The organism is Ancylomarina sp. 16SWW S1-10-2 (genome assembly GCF_009669305.1).
In the GTDB taxonomy this organism is placed as follows: Bacteria; Bacteroidota; Bacteroidia; order Bacteroidales; family Marinifilaceae; genus Ancylomarina.
Genome location: NZ_SADB01000003.1, coordinates 77,561 through 94,461, shown reverse-complemented (window position 1 = coordinate 94,461; position 16,901 = coordinate 77,561). Strand labels below are relative to the sequence as shown.

The following is a 16,901-nucleotide window of genomic DNA, read 5'->3' as shown; positions in this document are numbered from 1 at the left end:
CATTTTCGAATCAAAAACAATCGATTGTGTAAATTAAAATTTTATTTGATTCTATTTTAGACTCTTACTATTTTAATTATCAGTAATAGTGAATGCATTTAAATGAGTTGATTCACATTTTCTTTCAATAAGTGAAAGAAGAGTTCAAAATCACAAATCAGCCTGAATCAGGTTCATTAGGTAAAAAAAACATTTTAGTCATAACGATTAGAGATTAAAATTAGTGAAATTTTAAATTTGGTATTGACTCATCGGATTCAAGTATTATTTTGGCATCACCAGAGTAGGTATTATCTTTAAAAACAATATTTTTAGAGGATTTAACCTTTATAGCTGGATTTTCGGGATACAGCATTGGAAAAGTTCCTGAATTGGTAATTGTATTGTTCGTGAATTTTAGGTTATCGGTATTTGAAATTTCAAGAATCAAATTATCGAATTGATTGAATTTATTATTTATGATATTGATTTTATGAAATGCAATATTTTCATTGTCATCATCTGTTTCGAAACGAATAATTCCTCGATTTAAACCACTATGATTGCAATCTTGAAATACATTACCTGTAATTGTTATATTGGAACCATTACCCGATTCGTACCAATGTCCACTTTCAACAGGAATTAACAAAGCTTCCATTTCGGTACTGAAAAAGTTATTTCGTATTACCGTTTTCTTTGGAGTAGAAATCAACAAGCCACGAGCTCGATTACCACTAATATGACAATTCTCAACTAGTAGTTCAGGATAGGCTGATAAATTTTCAATTAAATCACCCGCTTGAACTTCTGCAGGTAGCTTTTCATTTAAAGTAATAATCTGATATCTTCCATTTATATACTGAGTGCTCTTAATGGTTAAATGTTGATAAGGATAAAAGGAATTGCTCAATCGAACCAATCCCAATGTGTCATTTGCAATACCTATTACAAACCCCTTTTGCTGCGAGTGACCCATTCTAACACCAATACGATAATCATCCAATACATCTACAATTTTTTGGTAAGTACCATGAATATTAGAAGCATCATCCAATTGATTGGTAAGTGTACAATTTCTAAGGACTACCTTTCCTCTGCATCCTACAAAGTGAGTCGCATCTGCTGTAGTTGAAACCATTCTACCATGTGATGGAGTTACATTAAAATGATCCAAAATTAAATCAGCAGAATTTTCAGCAATTAAACCCATTCCTCCTGCGTGATGAACCGTTACATCGTTTGCATTAAATCCGTAAGTGTGAGTTATTCTAAAAGCTGGTGCAACACGATTAAAACCTTGTTCTCCTTTGGTACTTAATATCATTCCAACTTGTGGCATTTTTTTACCATGATTATGTATACGTACAACTCCTGGCTTCAACTCCTCAACGAATAATCGATTCTCACGTCCCAAATTCTTATACTCTGGACCACGGAAGTCAACTTCATATTTGTAATGAATACGATCCAAATTTCTACTGACGTCAGCTTTCTTCGATGTAGTAAGATTGGTATATTTCTCGGTATTGAATGTGATCGCTTTTCTTGCAGGATCGTAAAGAATAGTTTGTCCAAGATTATGCTCATAGTATTCTTTAATAAAATAAATCTGACCATTTCGAATCTCGTAAGGATACTTCTCTGATATTTGCATATCAAAGGTTTTCTTCACTTCATCATTTGCGATAATTAATCCTTCACTGTGAAAAGGCTCATGCCAATCAACAGATAAATTTTTCACTGTAATATTTTTGCTGTGATCTATTAAGAAAGGAATCATTATTCCATGAAAAATAAAAGTAGATCCTTGACCGTCTATAGTTAGATTTTCAAAATTACGAATAGGAAAAGCTGTGCTCACCATAACATCACAATGATTGGAAATATGACAATACTCTTCCAATCCTTTATCAGGATAAAAATGATAAGTTCCTTTTTCGAATTTAATTTCAGAAATAGGTTTTTTATCCGCTTGCATGATTCTAGCCAATACAGCTGGAGTTGCATCCTCGCTTATGCTATTTTCAAAAAGCACATTCTCTGCTTGCTCTGAGCTACTCACACAACTTGCGCAAATAATTACTACTACTAAAGAGAGTATACTTATTATTGTTCCTTTTCTTTTCATTCTATCTAAAAATTGTATTTTAAAACATGCCTGACGATTCACTTTCAACTTCACTTCTGCAATCGTTAACAGACTTTGTACAAAAATTGATTTTTTCCTAAGAGGAAAGGTAACTTTGAGTAAAAAGAATGTATCTATGAGTACATTTATATCAAACAACCGACACATACACACACAACACTACTAACAAACAGGGTGTTATCTCAACTCTTACATTTCTATTTTTTCAAAAAAATAAAAATCACAAAAAACAATTTTCATCAGGTTGATTCTTTAGATTGATGAAAAAAGACATCCTATTCGAGTGAATATTCATTAAGGAAGGTTTTATAAAAACTTACTTTTGGGAGAAATAACGAAGTCAAAATAATTTATTAACAATACATAATACGCACCTATTTCTGTTAAAACATTCCGAAAAACAGAAAGAATAAATTAAGAAACTATTTATGTGCAAATTCAATTTAATGCAAAAGAGTGGTACTAACAACATTGTTAGCACCACTCTGAGCAAATTTATTTTATGAAATAGGACTAATCTTTACGATTTGTAAATTACCATGCAGCTTCTGCACCAGACCATCCGTCGTTTTGTACAATACCACCATTCGACAAATCGATCTCAGTTTGAGGTATCGGCATAAAGCCTCTGGTATCAGGACGGAAATTAATAGTCATTGTTGTAGCACTCCCCCCTGTTTCGATAGGTACATCTTTCACTTTAGCGAAGGCTGTTTCAGCATCGTGCCAACGTAGTAAGTCATAATAACGTACACCTTCAAAGGCTAATTCGTGATTACGTTCAGCTTTTATATTTTCAAGTGTAACAGGAACAGAAGTCAAATTAACACGATTACGGACTTCATCTAAATAATCTTGTGCTTTACTACTACCTAATTCAGCACCCATAAGTAATACATCTGCAAAACGGAGAACCATAATGTCTTGACCTGTATTACGTGTAAAATGGTTGTATGCACCATATAATACGGTTTCATAACCTGTTGCTTTACCGTCTTCGGCTAACATATTAATAGGTATATATTTCTTTTGCCAAAAACCTGTTTCTGCAGACTGACTAGTTTTTTTCACATAACCAGAGACCCAACTACTTTCATTCTCGACACTATATATAGATCCCACCTTACGAAGGTCACTATCCGACCAATCTTCCCAAGTTTGAGGATTGACCGTACCATAACCCCATCCTTTTCCGAAAGGAACTTGGAATTGTTGACGAATACCCATCCCTAAGATTATATCATTGGTTGAAAAGCCACGATCACCATAACCATTATATTTCAAAGCCCAAATACATTCAGGATTAGAATGTTCTTCACCAACCCATTGTAAATTATTGTCTTTGGCATACGCATAATCTATATTGGACACAGCATAAGGCCATAGGTTACGGAAGTCAGAAATCAAACGATGACCGCTATTAGCTACACAATCATCAACATAAGCCAGAACTTCTGCTTTACTCAATGTAGTACCATCAGATAAAGGAGCAGAAGTAGCATTATATACACCCGTATAGAATAAATAAGCACGAGCAATCAAAGCTTCAGCAGCCCATTTTGTAGCCGAACCATCCTTATCGGCTGAAAGTTCTTGATAAGTTGTATTAGGCAAATAAGTGATAGCGTCTTTTAAATCAGAGAAAATTTGAGCCCATGTTTCAGCAGGAGCTGCCTGTTTAATTTCATCAGGCTCTGAGGTAGCTAATATAATTGGTACATTTTCAAACATTTGTGCTAAATTCATATAGAAATAAGCTCGTAAAAAATAAGCTTGACCTGCTACATAATCTTTAGTATCAGGCTCTAAGTCTTCTAAATCATCAAGACTCTCAAGAATAAAATTAGCACGGTAAATACCTGTGTAACGACTTTTCCAGTTTTCACCCAATAAATCAACATTCGAAATTTTGAATTGGCTTAAAGCCTGTACGTTGATATCATGTAAACCACCACCACCAAAGCGCTGATCAGAGTTGAATTCGGATACTGCGAAAGGATGTTGATAGGCCATTATCTTAACGACATTAGCCGCTTCCTGATAACTTGAAATTAAAGCTGAATTCAAATCCTCGCTCGTTTCTGGGAATGAAGAGGAATCTTTTGATGTAAGGTTGTCCGTATCTAACGAACAAGCCTGTATGCCTAATATTAATAATATAAAGGCAAATATTTTCATTTTCATATTAGTCTAATTTTTAGTAATTAAGTGAAATTCCAATCATAAATGTACGTGGAGTAGGATATAAACCTAAATCAATACCACCCGCCCAGTTGTCACCAGATCCAACTTCAGGATCTAATCCTTTATACTTTGTAATTGTAAAAGCATTTTGAACGCTTGCGTAAAAACGTGCCTTAGAAAATGGGGACTTATTTAATAGCTTAGCAAAATCATATCCCAAAGTGATATTGTTCATTCGCAAGTAATCTCCATCTTCTACATAACGGTCAGATATATTCGCGTCTGTTTTACCTTCGGCTACGATACGAGGAACAGAGTTAGAATGATTTTCAGGAGTCCAATACCCCTTGATGTCTTCTTTGATGTAGTTAGCTGTAGGTTTAACACCCCACTCACGATACATACGGAAAATTTGGTTGCCCATAACACCACTAGCATTAAAACTAAAATCGAAATTTTTATAGTCGCAACTAAAAGCTAAAGACAAGTTATAATCAGGATTTGGATCACCAATCATTACTTTATCTTTAGAATCGATTATATCATCATCATTCATGTTTTTATAGATAAGGTCTCCTGGTTTAGCATCGGGTTGAATTTTACTACCTGAGCTATTTACGTAAGCGTCAACCTGAGCTTGATCTTGAAATATACCATCTGTTTTGTAACCCCAAAAATAACCAATAGCGTAACCTTCTTCAGCACGATACATTTCAGGAGCCGTATTGTATACAATATCCGTTCCTCCATGAATAATACCTTCTGAATTAGCAATACGAAGAACTTCGTTCTTGTTGTGAGAAATATTAAAACTAGCATTATAATGGAAATCATTGATTTGATCTCTCCAAGTTAAACCAATTTCATAACCACGATTGCGAATGTCACCTCCATTTACGTATGGAGCACCAGTTCCTATACTTCCTGAGATAGGAGCTTGAACTAACCAATCTTTTGTTTCTTTGTTGTACCAATCGAATGTAACTACCAAACGACTAGCCAATAAACGAGCATCAAATCCTATATCCGTTTGAACTGAAGTTTCCCAAGTTACATCGGGATTAGCTAAAATATTAGGATAAGCACCTTGTGTATAAGTCAGGTGATCTGTACCCATAGGATATGCAGCATCAAAAGCAATAGTGCTTAAATATTGGAAAGGGTCAATGTTTTGGTTACCATTCTCTCCCCAACTGGCACGAATCTTTAAGAAGTCAAGCCAATCAAAACTATCTTCCATAAAACTTTCGTTAGACATTACCCAACCAGTAGATACTGAAGGGAAATACCCCCAACGTTTGCCAGGAGCAAAGTTTGAAGAGCCATCAGCACGCATAACTAAAGTAGCCATGTATGTTTCGTTATAATCGTAATTAACACGACCAAAGTACGAAGATAAAAGGCTTTCGTCATAAGGAGAACCACTAATTGTAGTATTACCCGAAACAACAACATTAGCGTTATCAATATAAGCATGATCAAAATCATCAAAATTAGACCCCGTGTTCTTGGTGCTCATCTTTTGCCCCATTCCAGATTTCTCATATGAACTACCAATCAAAACATCAAAATTATTTTTGTCGATATTAAATTTATAACTGGCAGAATTCTCAAAAATCGATTTATATCCAGTAGAAAGTTGTTGTGTTACTGCATCATCTACGTTAAATACCTTTGATGTTATGTAATATTCGGGTATATAACTGCGATATTCACTAGCGGTACCATCAACACCAAACGATGAACGGATTATCAAATCTTTGATAGGTTGAAATGTCACATAAAGGTTTGAGATTATTTTATTTGTAATACTTTCATTATTTTTATTATCATAATAAAGAACTGCTTGCGCATTTGAAGCATCACTAAAATTTTCAAAAATATCAGCTGTTTGATAATCTCCATTATCATTATATATAGGCATAAATGGGTGCATGGTCATACTTGTACGAATAGAGTTCCATTTACCTTCTGTTTTCATTGTATTACGAGTAGAGCGACTAAAGTTGAAGTTTTCACCAACTTTTAAGATATCAAAATCTTCAGATTTGATAATTGTATGCTCTGTATTTATACGTACGTTATAACGATTATAACTAGGAGAAACAGGTTCACCAATTATACCTTCTTGGTCTAAATAAGATACCCCTATTGAATAAATAGATTGATCTGTACCACCAGTGATATTAACTGCATGACTTTGTGTTGTCGCATTATCGTTAATCAAAGCGTCAAACCAATCGGTTCCTCCATTAGGATTAGCCATTACTTCGTCATAGTTAGGAAGAATTGTAGCCCAATCATAACTACTACCTGCACTGGCAGCACTCTGATCCATGATATCCATATAATCACGATTCATTAATGGATGAATTTTCTTACCAATTTTTTGTATACCGTAGTAAGCATCATAAGAGATATGAGCTTTACCTTCTCTACCTTTCTTAGTGCTTACAATGACAACACCATTGGCAGCACGAGCACCATAAATGGCAGCAGATGCAGCATCCTTCAATACATCAATAGATTGAATATCAGAAGGAGCCAAATTATCAATATTATCTACAGTTATACCATCTACTACGTAAAGAGGAGATGAACTACCCGTAGTACCCACACCACGAATGGAAACCTTGAAACTGCTACCTGGTTGACCAGAAGCCTTTACAATATTCACACCTGAACTTTGGCTTTGTAAAGCTCCTAAAGCACTTGTGCTATTCATTTTTTCAATGTCTTCTCCTTTTACCTGATCGGTAGCACCTGTTACTAATTTTTTCTTTTGAAAACCGTAACCAATAGCAACGACTTCGTTCAAACCGATACTAGCTGATTTTAAACTTACATTAATGGTATTTTTCCCAGCTACTTGAATTTCTTGAGTAACCATACCAATAAATGAAAACCGTAAAGTAACATCAGCAGGAACATTTGGAATAGTGTAGTTACCATCTATATCAGTAACAGTTCCTATTGTTGTTCCTATAATAATAACACTTACACCAGGAACTCCCAGACCATCTTCCTCACTTAATACCGTTCCCTGAACTGTAAGTTCTTGCGCCTGTGCTCCAAAGCCACAAAACAGTAGAGCAAATATTGTCATGAGCAAATATCGCCCCAACACTCTATTTAATACTATCATACTATTGTTTTTCATTTGATTAGATATTTTTTTCATGCTCAGCCAAAACTGATTTTCAAAACTATTTTTAACAATTACATTACTAAAAATTAATTGAATTTTAGGTTTTGCATTTCATTTATCAATAATAGAGATTCCATTTAAATGAAATAGATTCACATTTTCTTTCGATAAGCGAAAGAATAATTCAAGGTCATAATTCAGCCTGAGTCAAGCAATTTATGAGGGAATTTAGATTTAGTCATTAGCTTTAGTTATTATAAATTAGTGAAATTTTGAATTTGGTATTGATTCATCGTATTCAATTATTAGATGTTAAAACAATTTTTATTATCGGATCTAACTTTCATAACTAGATTTTGGAAAACAACATATAAAAAGCTCACGAATTCGTAATTGTATTATTCTAGCCAATATGATTAGACCTGCATTCGCGTTTATTCTATATAAAATTTGAATTTTTAAATAATCCATTCGATTCACTTTTCAACTTCATCTCCGCAATCGTTTACATTCTTCTACAAAAATTGATTTTTTATTATGATGAAAGCTAACTTTGAGTAAAAAGAATGTATCTATGAGTACATATATGTAAAATGACTAAGTCTTACCAATATAGATACTACACATACACAGATAGTTATATACCACCTTTAACTTATCCTCTTTTTTAGATAAAGAGTAAGTAAAAAAACGTATTCATTGGTTGATTCATCAAATTGATGAAAAACAACTTACTATTACAATAAATAGTCATCAAGGAAAGTTTCAGAGAATACATATTTCTGAAAAGCTTACAATTAGGAAGGGAATACAGACTCTAAATTACTTAATGGCAGATTAATAACGCAAATAAAATCTATTTTTAGACTTCGGAACTACAAAAAATTAAATGCCAAATAGAATTATTGTTTATATGCTAGCCAGCACAACAACCCATTTGGCATTATCACTAATCTAATCTTAACCTATTATCTGTAAATTTTCTTTTTATTTTAGTTTGCTGTGAACTTAAAAGCCTTTGTTTTCAATTCACCAGAACTTGCTGTGAACCTTATTTCACCTTTAGATTCTCCTAGTTTAATTAATGCTGTTGCAATACCTGCTTCTGCTTTAATATCTCCAACATTCATTATTTCAACATCACTATCTGTTGTCAGATTAACAACTTCAGAATAATCAGGAACCACCGTTCCATTATTATCTACAGCAGCAATATATAAGAACAAAACATCGTTACAATCAGCCTGCGGTGCTTTACCGCTTTCATCGATCCACAACTTTAACTTTACAGCCTTACCGGGAGTTTTAACCACTTTCTCGACAACCTGCTTACCATCCAATACTCCAATTGCCTTAAGCGTTCCGGCCTCAAACTTATCTATTTTGAAAGTAAATGGTGGATGAGCTAAATTATTGGAAATATTATTGTCATCAGGTTTTTGTTCAGCAATCAAACTGTCATTAAGAAACAGTTTCACTTGATCACAATTACTAAATACACTCACATCTAAAGGTGATTTCTTAGTCCAATAAGTAGCCAATTCTAAAACAACTTCCTCGTGAATATCCTTCTGACTTTTATAAAATCCATAACTGAATTTAGGTAATCGATAAATATCCATTATACCTGAAGCTTCAATATCGTCATGATATCCTCGATTGTAATCGTACATTACCCAATACCCATCGGCAAATGCTGTTGTATTAAAATTATCGTTATGCGCTTCCTGTATATTTTTTGCTTGTTGCAATAACCTCTTCTCGCCATAGGCACGAAGCTGTCTGCTACTGGTTTCAAATCTTTTCTGCTTCGATAATTTATCCTGATTTAAACCGGCATTACTTGAATAGTATTCCCAATCGCCATATTCCGAAACTACATATGGTTTTGTCTGTATGGAATCGTAATGTCTCAATCTATGCTGACGTGCCTGCAAATACAAATCGTAAACATCATTCTTCCATCCACACGAATACGTATTGGCTCCAGGATATTCTGCATGAACAATTCGATTCAATTCTTCCATAAAGGGAATCGGCATGTCAGTCTCATTTAAAGAAACTTCCCAAGCCAAAACACAAGGATGATTTCGATCTCTACGAATTAATTCAGTTGATGACCGATAACAATACGCTCTAAACAAATCGTTATCTAAATAATACTGCCAACCAAGAATAGCATCCATTACCACAATTCCTAGTTCATCACAAGCATCCATAAAAGCTGGCGATTGTGGATAATGAGACAATCGAATATAATTGAACCCAGCATCTTTTATTTTTTTAGCATCGCGATACTGCGCATTATCAGATAAAGCATAACCTATAAATGGATATTCCTGATGACGATTAACGCCTCTCAAAAATGTTTTTTTTCCATTAATATACAATTCATTATTTTTGAAAGTAAACTCACGAATTCCAATTTGATTTGTCTCTTTGTCAACCAGTTTACCACCAGCAAAAACACAAGTTTCAACTTTGTATAAATTTGGATTTTTAGGAGACCACAATTTCGAGTTTGGTATAGATATGTCATCAATAAACTCAAAATCTCCTTTCGATTTTACAGCAAGCAATTTTGATTTCACCTTGCTTACTAGCTCACCATTGTAAAATACTGAATGTTGCAGCTCAACACTTTTATATTCTCGACTCTCGTTTTCAACATGAGTTTTAACCTTAAGAATCGACTCTTTTTCCGATACCTTCGGATAAGTAATAAAGACGCCTCCACCAGCTTCTTTATTGGCCAAAATTGGATGAGAAATATGAATTCCATTTTTAATAATCAGCCATGCATTTCGATACAAACCACCATACATATTAAAATCCAATTTCTTTAATGGTTTAGGACCGGTTATGGGATTATCAGTATTATTTAGTCGTATAGCAAGAGTATTCTTCTCTCCTTTTTTCACATACTTCGTTGCATCAATTACAACTGGCAGATAACCGCCCTGATGCACTGTCATTAGCACACCATTGAGCCAAATTTTAGCATGACTCATGGCGGCTTCCAACTCAATAATTATCTTTTTACCTTTATCAGCTTGGGGAATAATAAGGCTTTTCCGATACCAGCATATTCCTTGCCATTGATCATTAACGACCAATGGTTCCAGATGTGCCGTATGTGGTAAACTAACATTTTCCCAAGCTGAATCATCGTAATCCGAAGATTGAAATTGATCATCTAAAACACTCGATTCCTCGACCAACTTAAATTTCCAATCGGCATTTATCTTGATTTTTCCATTAGTTTTTTGTCCACACGATTCAAAAACTAGAATCACAAATAACAACACTACTAAACAGTTAGTCTGTTTCATTCCCCTAAATTATTTCCGAAGTTTACTTTTTCTTCTTTGATTTTTTATATTCACTCGTTATCCCATGCAAGCCTATTTCAACTCCGTCTAACATTTGTTGATACAATTCAGGTTTTTCTTTTTTCACCCACTCTAATACATCAACGGCTCCCGGATGAACAGGATGGAAAACATCACTTACGGGTTTATTAAGTTTATCATCCTTCAAGGTTTCCTTTCTCATTTTCTTGAGAATTTTATGATATTTAGGATTCAATGCTAGATTATTCAATTCTTGAGGATCATTTTTCAAATTATACAATTCCTCTTTGGGCTTAGAATCTGCAAAGAACAATAACTGTGCAGGCGTTAATTTACCTTCCTTTTTTAAGGTTCTCATAACATGAACAGCTGGTCTATAAAATTCTAAATAGGCTTGATGAGCATCATAAGGAATTTCGGGTTTGTCATTTCTGATGTACTTCCATTCGTCAGAACTTATCGCACGAATCTTTTCCTGAACCTCATCCCATAAATCTCTAGCAGAATAAACATATTTTCTATCAAAATTTTTATCAAAAATTGGTTTTCCAGTCATATAATCAGGAATATCAAGCCCCGCAAAATCAAGAATTGTTGCAGTTATATCGATTGATGATACCACATCTTTTCTAATTTTACCACCTGGCAATCCATTGGGAGAGTACACAATAAAAGGAATACGTAATCCTGGATCTTGTAAATAACCTTTTCCACGTATATTGCATCTACCATTGTCTCCAATAAAAATAACGATGGTATTATCAGCCATCCCTTTATCTTCCAACTCTTTAAAAATTAGACCAATTTCATTATCCAAAAATTCAATTTGATCTAAATACTTAGCCCAATCTAACCTAACAACGGGATGATCAGCCATAAATGCTGGCATTACTACCGAATCAGGATTTACCGGGTGAGCTGAATTTTCTCTCACTTCATTCCACCAATCACCACGATGACTTGCCAATAATTGTATTTGAGCAAAAAATGGCTGATCTTCTTTCTCGAAATTATCATACTTATCGAATAGACCAAACTTCGTTTTACCATCCCAATCGCCAAGAGCTTCAGTCTTAAAATTGACATCAATCTTACGACCTTTTTTCATTACTGCATGGTTACCAAGTATACATGTATAACCTGCATTTCTTAATAAAGCAGTAAATGGTTTGAAATTTTCATTCAAAGGCACATCACGATTACTTCTGTGATTATGTGCATTAATCTTAACTTGATTCGTTCCAACCATCATTGCTGATCGGCTAGGTGAACAAATTGGATTCGTCACAAAGCAATTGTCAAACCGAACACCTTGCTCGGCCATTTTATTCAAAACTGGAGTCTTTACCGCTGGCATGCCGTAACATTCCAAATCAAGACTCATATCTTCAGCCATTAACCAAATAATATTTGGTTTCTGCTGAGCATTCGCAGTAAATAGTGCAAAAAATAATCCGCACACCAATAGATATTTTTTCATGATATGATTAGAATTTATTTACAATTGTATGATTCCTTACTTGGTACAGCTTCCTGTTCCCAATCGCTCAATCTCTTAGCCATTTTATTTGCAATAGCCGTTTTCATATAAATAAGGTTACGAACTTCTCCTATATCGTTCTTAATATTATACAGTTGAGGTTTCCCTTTATGGTATTTTATATATTTCCAATCTCCTGAAATCATAGAACAATACTGATCTTCGTAAGAGCGGAAAAAGTGAAGATCACGATCTGCAAATTTCTCACCTTTTAATAGTGGCATTAAACTTTTACCTTGTATTTGTTTCTCAATACATTTTTTTCCTGATGCTATTTCAACTAATGTTGGATAAACATCTAAGGTTTGAATAGGCACATCACAAGTTGTATTTGCTTTTGTTACCCCTGGATAATATAAAACAAATGGTACGCGTGCACCACCTTCACCAAGTGTATTTCCGCCAACTTTACCACCTCTTAGTGGAAAATTAGTAAAATAGCCACCTTGATCGGATGTAAATAAAATAATTGTATTATCGGCAATTCCTTTTTCTTCAAGTTCTTTTCTAATTCTTCCTAAGGATTCATCCACTGCAGAAACCATTGCACCATATTCAGCATAACGATCTTCCCATCCTTTAGCTTTATACTGAGCAATTAGATCTTTACGTCCAACCTGAGGACCATGAACACCATAATGCCAAACCGTTAAACTAAAAGGCTGATTCTTATCATAGTTTTCAATGAAATCGACAGCCTTATCCGTCAAAACATCGGTTAAATACTTATCGTCAGAAATATCCTTTAGAGGATTCATAAATTTAAAGAATGGTTGGTAATAACTGGTTGGATGACCAAAATTACTCGTTCCATACTGCTCATCGAAACCTTGATGAATTGGGTGATAAGGTTCATGACCTAAATGCCATTTTCCAATAAACATATTATAATAGCCAAATTCCTTTAAGCGTTCAGCATAGGTGATTTCGTCCAATGGTAACCAATTGATTGATGGCATCTGAACTGGATCAGTAGGCCATAGATTGTATTTTTTTGTATTTCGACCTGTTTTTTTATCAGGTTGAGTAATGTGTCGAGGCATTTGTAGTCGAATAGGTTCCTTTCCTGTCAATAATGACGCACGACTTGGGCTACAAGTTGGCGTAGCAACATATGCTCTGTCAAAGTTCACACCTTCTTTTTTAAACTGATCGATATTAGGTGTATTGAATTCTGGGTTTTGATACCCAACATCAGCCCATCCTAAATCATCAACAAAAAACACAACTACATTCGGTTTTTTCTGTGCTACCACTTGCAAACTTGCCATAACAAGAAATGCTATAATTACCTGCTTTATCATTATTTTGTTTTTTTTAATTATCTAAGTACGAATATTATACTTTTTAAGTGAGTAATTGTCTTTCTAAGTTTAGTTCTTGTATTTATCCGTAAAATCTCCATTATTAAGGACAATTCTAACATTCAAGACTGTTCTATATGTCGAAAATTGGAACAATATAAAATTCACCTCACTTTAATTTACAAATATTCACTATTCTTTTTTAAAAATTCTTTTAAAATTTTCTCTTGTCTTTTGTTTATATTTTTATTCTCTAGAAACCAATAAGCTCTTCGCGAGATCAAAATATTCGAGTTGGTTAAAAATATAAATAAAGGGTCTATTTGCTCATCAGAAAAAGTAGTGTTTTTCTCAAGAAGTGTAAAAAGTAAATCTACTTCATGGTAAGTTTTCTGATGGCATAATTGCCGATAAAGTTTTTGATACAAATCAACAGTAAGATGAGTATCGCTAACGATTAGTGATTGTAAGCAATCAATTCGTTGCTTTGAATTATCAGAATCGAACAAATCCATAATAGCATTGATGTATACTTCTTCTGGAGCATTCTCCAAATAAGAAATAACACTTCTTTTTAACTTTTGAGATTCTACTCCGTATTGACTTTTAACAGACTCCAGCAAGAGAGCGTCATAAGCCTTTCGCTTGGTTAACTGTTCTATCGCAAAAAGTTTGTGTTCAACATCCTTATTTGCCAAATAATCGATCAGATCCATACTATTTGCAGCATCAGCAGTAATTTTCCTAATCATACTTACTAAACCTCCATTTGCCCAATGCCAAAGAGTGTAAACAGTTAATACCGCTCCTTTAATCGAAACACTTTCATCTAAATTAATGGCCGTAGCTCCTGAAAAAGCATCAATATCACCATATTCTGTTTGTTGCGTACTAATTATATTGTCTATACTGATATTTTTAAACGGCGAATTTTCGTCTTTTAAAATCAATTGAAGTTTTTTATAATCTGGAGCAGTAAACACCTCTCCTTTTGCTTTTTCAAGATTAATACCTGGTTTTAATTCAAATTTCTGATACTTTCCTATATCATTCCAATAAATTCGCACCGTATCTATTTTACAAACATCTGCAAAACAGTAAACAGAAACAACATCCATATAAAACGCCTTGTCGGGAGTCTCAAAAAGGGTTTGATTCATTTGACTTGAATCTTTTTGTGCAGGATGCTTGTAAATGACCTGATGCACCTTTTCACTTTGAGATGACAATGTAATATCTGCTGCCACCAACTTATTAAAAGGTAGCAACAGACATAAAAACAAGGCTATATTTCTAAGCTTAATAAAAATCATGAATAACAACGTATTTCAAACAATTTTGCATTTTTATAACCCCAGGTTTCTTTCAATTTAACACGAATTGCCGTCGTTTTTACCTGATCGAAACTGGTTTTTATTAATCGAGTAATATTCTCTTCAATTTTAGCAACTTCAACCCATTGCCCTCTCACTCGAGCTTCAACAGTAGCTGTTTTAATCAATTCTGGTGGCACATCAAGAATCTGCTTTTGTTGGATATTCTTTTGCGGATTTTTATGCATCATTATTTTTCGTAACACATTGGTATCCCCTTTCAATTCTACTCTTGAAATTTTCACTGGTTTTTTCCATTCCAACTGAAGTTCAGCATCAAGACCATTCGATTCCCAATGATGAATTTCTTCGCCACGATCACGAGAAACACCATCGATCAAAAATTTAGAATTTCCCGAAACGGTTGATGATCCCATAATTTCGTCTGCTTTCTTAGCCAAATCATTAGTATCTACTGCTGGACGATTCGGAATAAACACATCATCGCGTAACAATTGTTCCTGCAATTCATCCATGTGCTTTTTACGCAATTCTCGAGGATTGATTCCTTTTTGAAGACAAATTGCAGCACCTGTACCTACAGCCTGTCCCATGAGGGCACAAGTAGAAATAATTCGAGTTGAAGATAAAGCAATATGTGTTAAACTTGCATTTCGGCCCGCGAAGGAAAGGTTCTCAATATTCTTTGAATATAAAATGCCATAAGGCACTTCGTATATTTCTTTTGATTTTTGATGGAAATAACTTGCTGGCTCGCTCAAATTCTCAATACCACCTGGATTGTGTTCATCCAACGACCAACCTCCAAAACCAATAGCATCTTCAAAATGAGGATTTTTCAATATATCGTTCTGTGTTAAAATGTAATCACTCATAAAACGGCGAGACTCCCGACGACCCGGAATGGAACCAATCCAATCAAGCGCTAAATTATCTGCTTCGGGATGGTTTCCCGAATTTTTAATATAATCCCAAACACCGTAAAAATAAGCCATTAACTTATGACGCGTATCCTCTCGTTTAGCAATAATATCATAATCATCACAAACTTCAATCCACCAAAATCCTTCTTTCAACTGTTTTAATCTACGGTGCTTATCCTTAAAAGCTGTTTCGTAATCAAACGGTAAAGCATAATCTGGAGCTTTAAATGGCATTGGGCGCCCCATATCTTTCGTAATCATCATGATACACTCTCCCATTGTCCAACCATCTGGCTGATCTGGAGCATACGATTCGTTAAACTCATCTTTTCCTTCGCGTCCTGTTCTATATTCAGCACCTGCAATTGCTGCTAAAAGTCCATCGCCCGAACAATCAATAAACTGACTTGCATTTATAGTATATTCAGTTTCGTTGGTTAATCCCCAACAAATTGCAGACTTAATTTTATCACCATCCATCACAGCATCAATAGCCTGCGTGTTTAGCATCAATTTTAAATTAGGCTGACGCGTGATATAGTTATACAAAACATGATCCCAAACAGGATAAGATTCCTGCTTGTTATACACCCAATTTTCAATGAGTATCTCTTCAATAATCCCTGTTTCTCGTTCTTGTGGAGCTCCATTTACAGTCACACGCATTTCGCTTGAAGCATTACCACCCAAAACTGGTCTGTCCTGAATTAATAGCGTTTTTGCACCATGTCTGGCCGCAGATACTGCAGCCGAAATCCCTGCCATTCCGGCACCAATCACAAGAATATCAACATCTATTATTTGTTCTCTATTGGGAATTCCTCGTTTTCCTGAACCAACCTGTAGCCATTTGTCTTTCGACCGATCGGACATATTTGTATTTATAATGGAAGGAGCAGCACTTGCAACAACTGGAAGTAAACTGGTTGCAACAACTCCTAATGCGCCTTTCACAAAAAAATCTCTTCTTTTCATCTTATCTAG

Annotated in this window: 8 protein-coding genes; all 8 read right to left on the bottom strand. The window is 34.5% G+C overall.

Annotated features, from left to right (window positions below; all coding sequences use genetic code 11):
• Positions 1–220: 220 nt before the first annotated feature.
• Positions 221–2,110 carry a right-handed parallel beta-helix repeat-containing protein gene (locus EMN46_RS03410; RefSeq protein ID WP_154199270.1) on the bottom strand — a complete coding sequence of 630 codons (1,890 nt, stop codon included), beginning with the start codon at positions 2,108–2,110 and terminating at the stop codon, positions 221–223.
• 555 nt (positions 2,111–2,665) lie between these two features.
• Complete coding sequence (locus EMN46_RS03405; RefSeq protein ID WP_154199269.1) at positions 2,666–4,315, bottom strand: RagB/SusD family nutrient uptake outer membrane protein; 1,650 nt, start codon at positions 4,313–4,315, stop codon at positions 2,666–2,668.
• Between the two features lie 13 nt (positions 4,316–4,328).
• Positions 4,329–7,460 carry a TonB-dependent receptor gene (locus EMN46_RS03400; RefSeq protein ID WP_229130257.1) on the bottom strand — a complete coding sequence of 1,044 codons (3,132 nt, stop codon included), beginning with the start codon at positions 7,458–7,460 and terminating at the stop codon, positions 4,329–4,331.
• A 995-nt stretch (positions 7,461–8,455) separates the two neighbouring features.
• Positions 8,456–10,795: a glycoside hydrolase family 2 TIM barrel-domain containing protein gene (locus EMN46_RS03395; protein WP_154199268.1), complete on the bottom strand. Its 2,340-nt coding sequence runs from the start codon at positions 10,793–10,795 to the stop codon at positions 8,456–8,458.
• A gap of 22 nt (positions 10,796–10,817) precedes the next feature.
• Positions 10,818–12,296 carry a sulfatase gene (locus EMN46_RS03390; RefSeq protein ID WP_154199267.1) on the bottom strand — a complete coding sequence of 493 codons (1,479 nt, stop codon included), beginning with the start codon at positions 12,294–12,296 and terminating at the stop codon, positions 10,818–10,820.
• 14 nt (positions 12,297–12,310) lie between these two features.
• On the bottom strand, positions 12,311–13,660 hold the full coding sequence (locus EMN46_RS03385; RefSeq protein WP_154199266.1) for a sulfatase: 1,350 nt from the start codon (positions 13,658–13,660) through the stop codon (positions 12,311–12,313).
• Positions 13,661–13,839: 179 nt separating this feature from the next.
• On the bottom strand, positions 13,840–14,973 hold the full coding sequence (locus tag EMN46_RS03380) for a hypothetical protein (RefSeq protein ID WP_154199265.1): 1,134 nt from the start codon (positions 14,971–14,973) through the stop codon (positions 13,840–13,842).
• On the bottom strand, positions 14,970–16,892 hold the full coding sequence (locus EMN46_RS03375) for an FAD-dependent oxidoreductase (RefSeq protein WP_154199264.1): 1,923 nt from the start codon (positions 16,890–16,892) through the stop codon (positions 14,970–14,972). The genes EMN46_RS03380 and EMN46_RS03375 overlap by 4 nt, the downstream gene beginning before the upstream one ends.
• Positions 16,893–16,901: the final 9 nt, after the last annotated feature.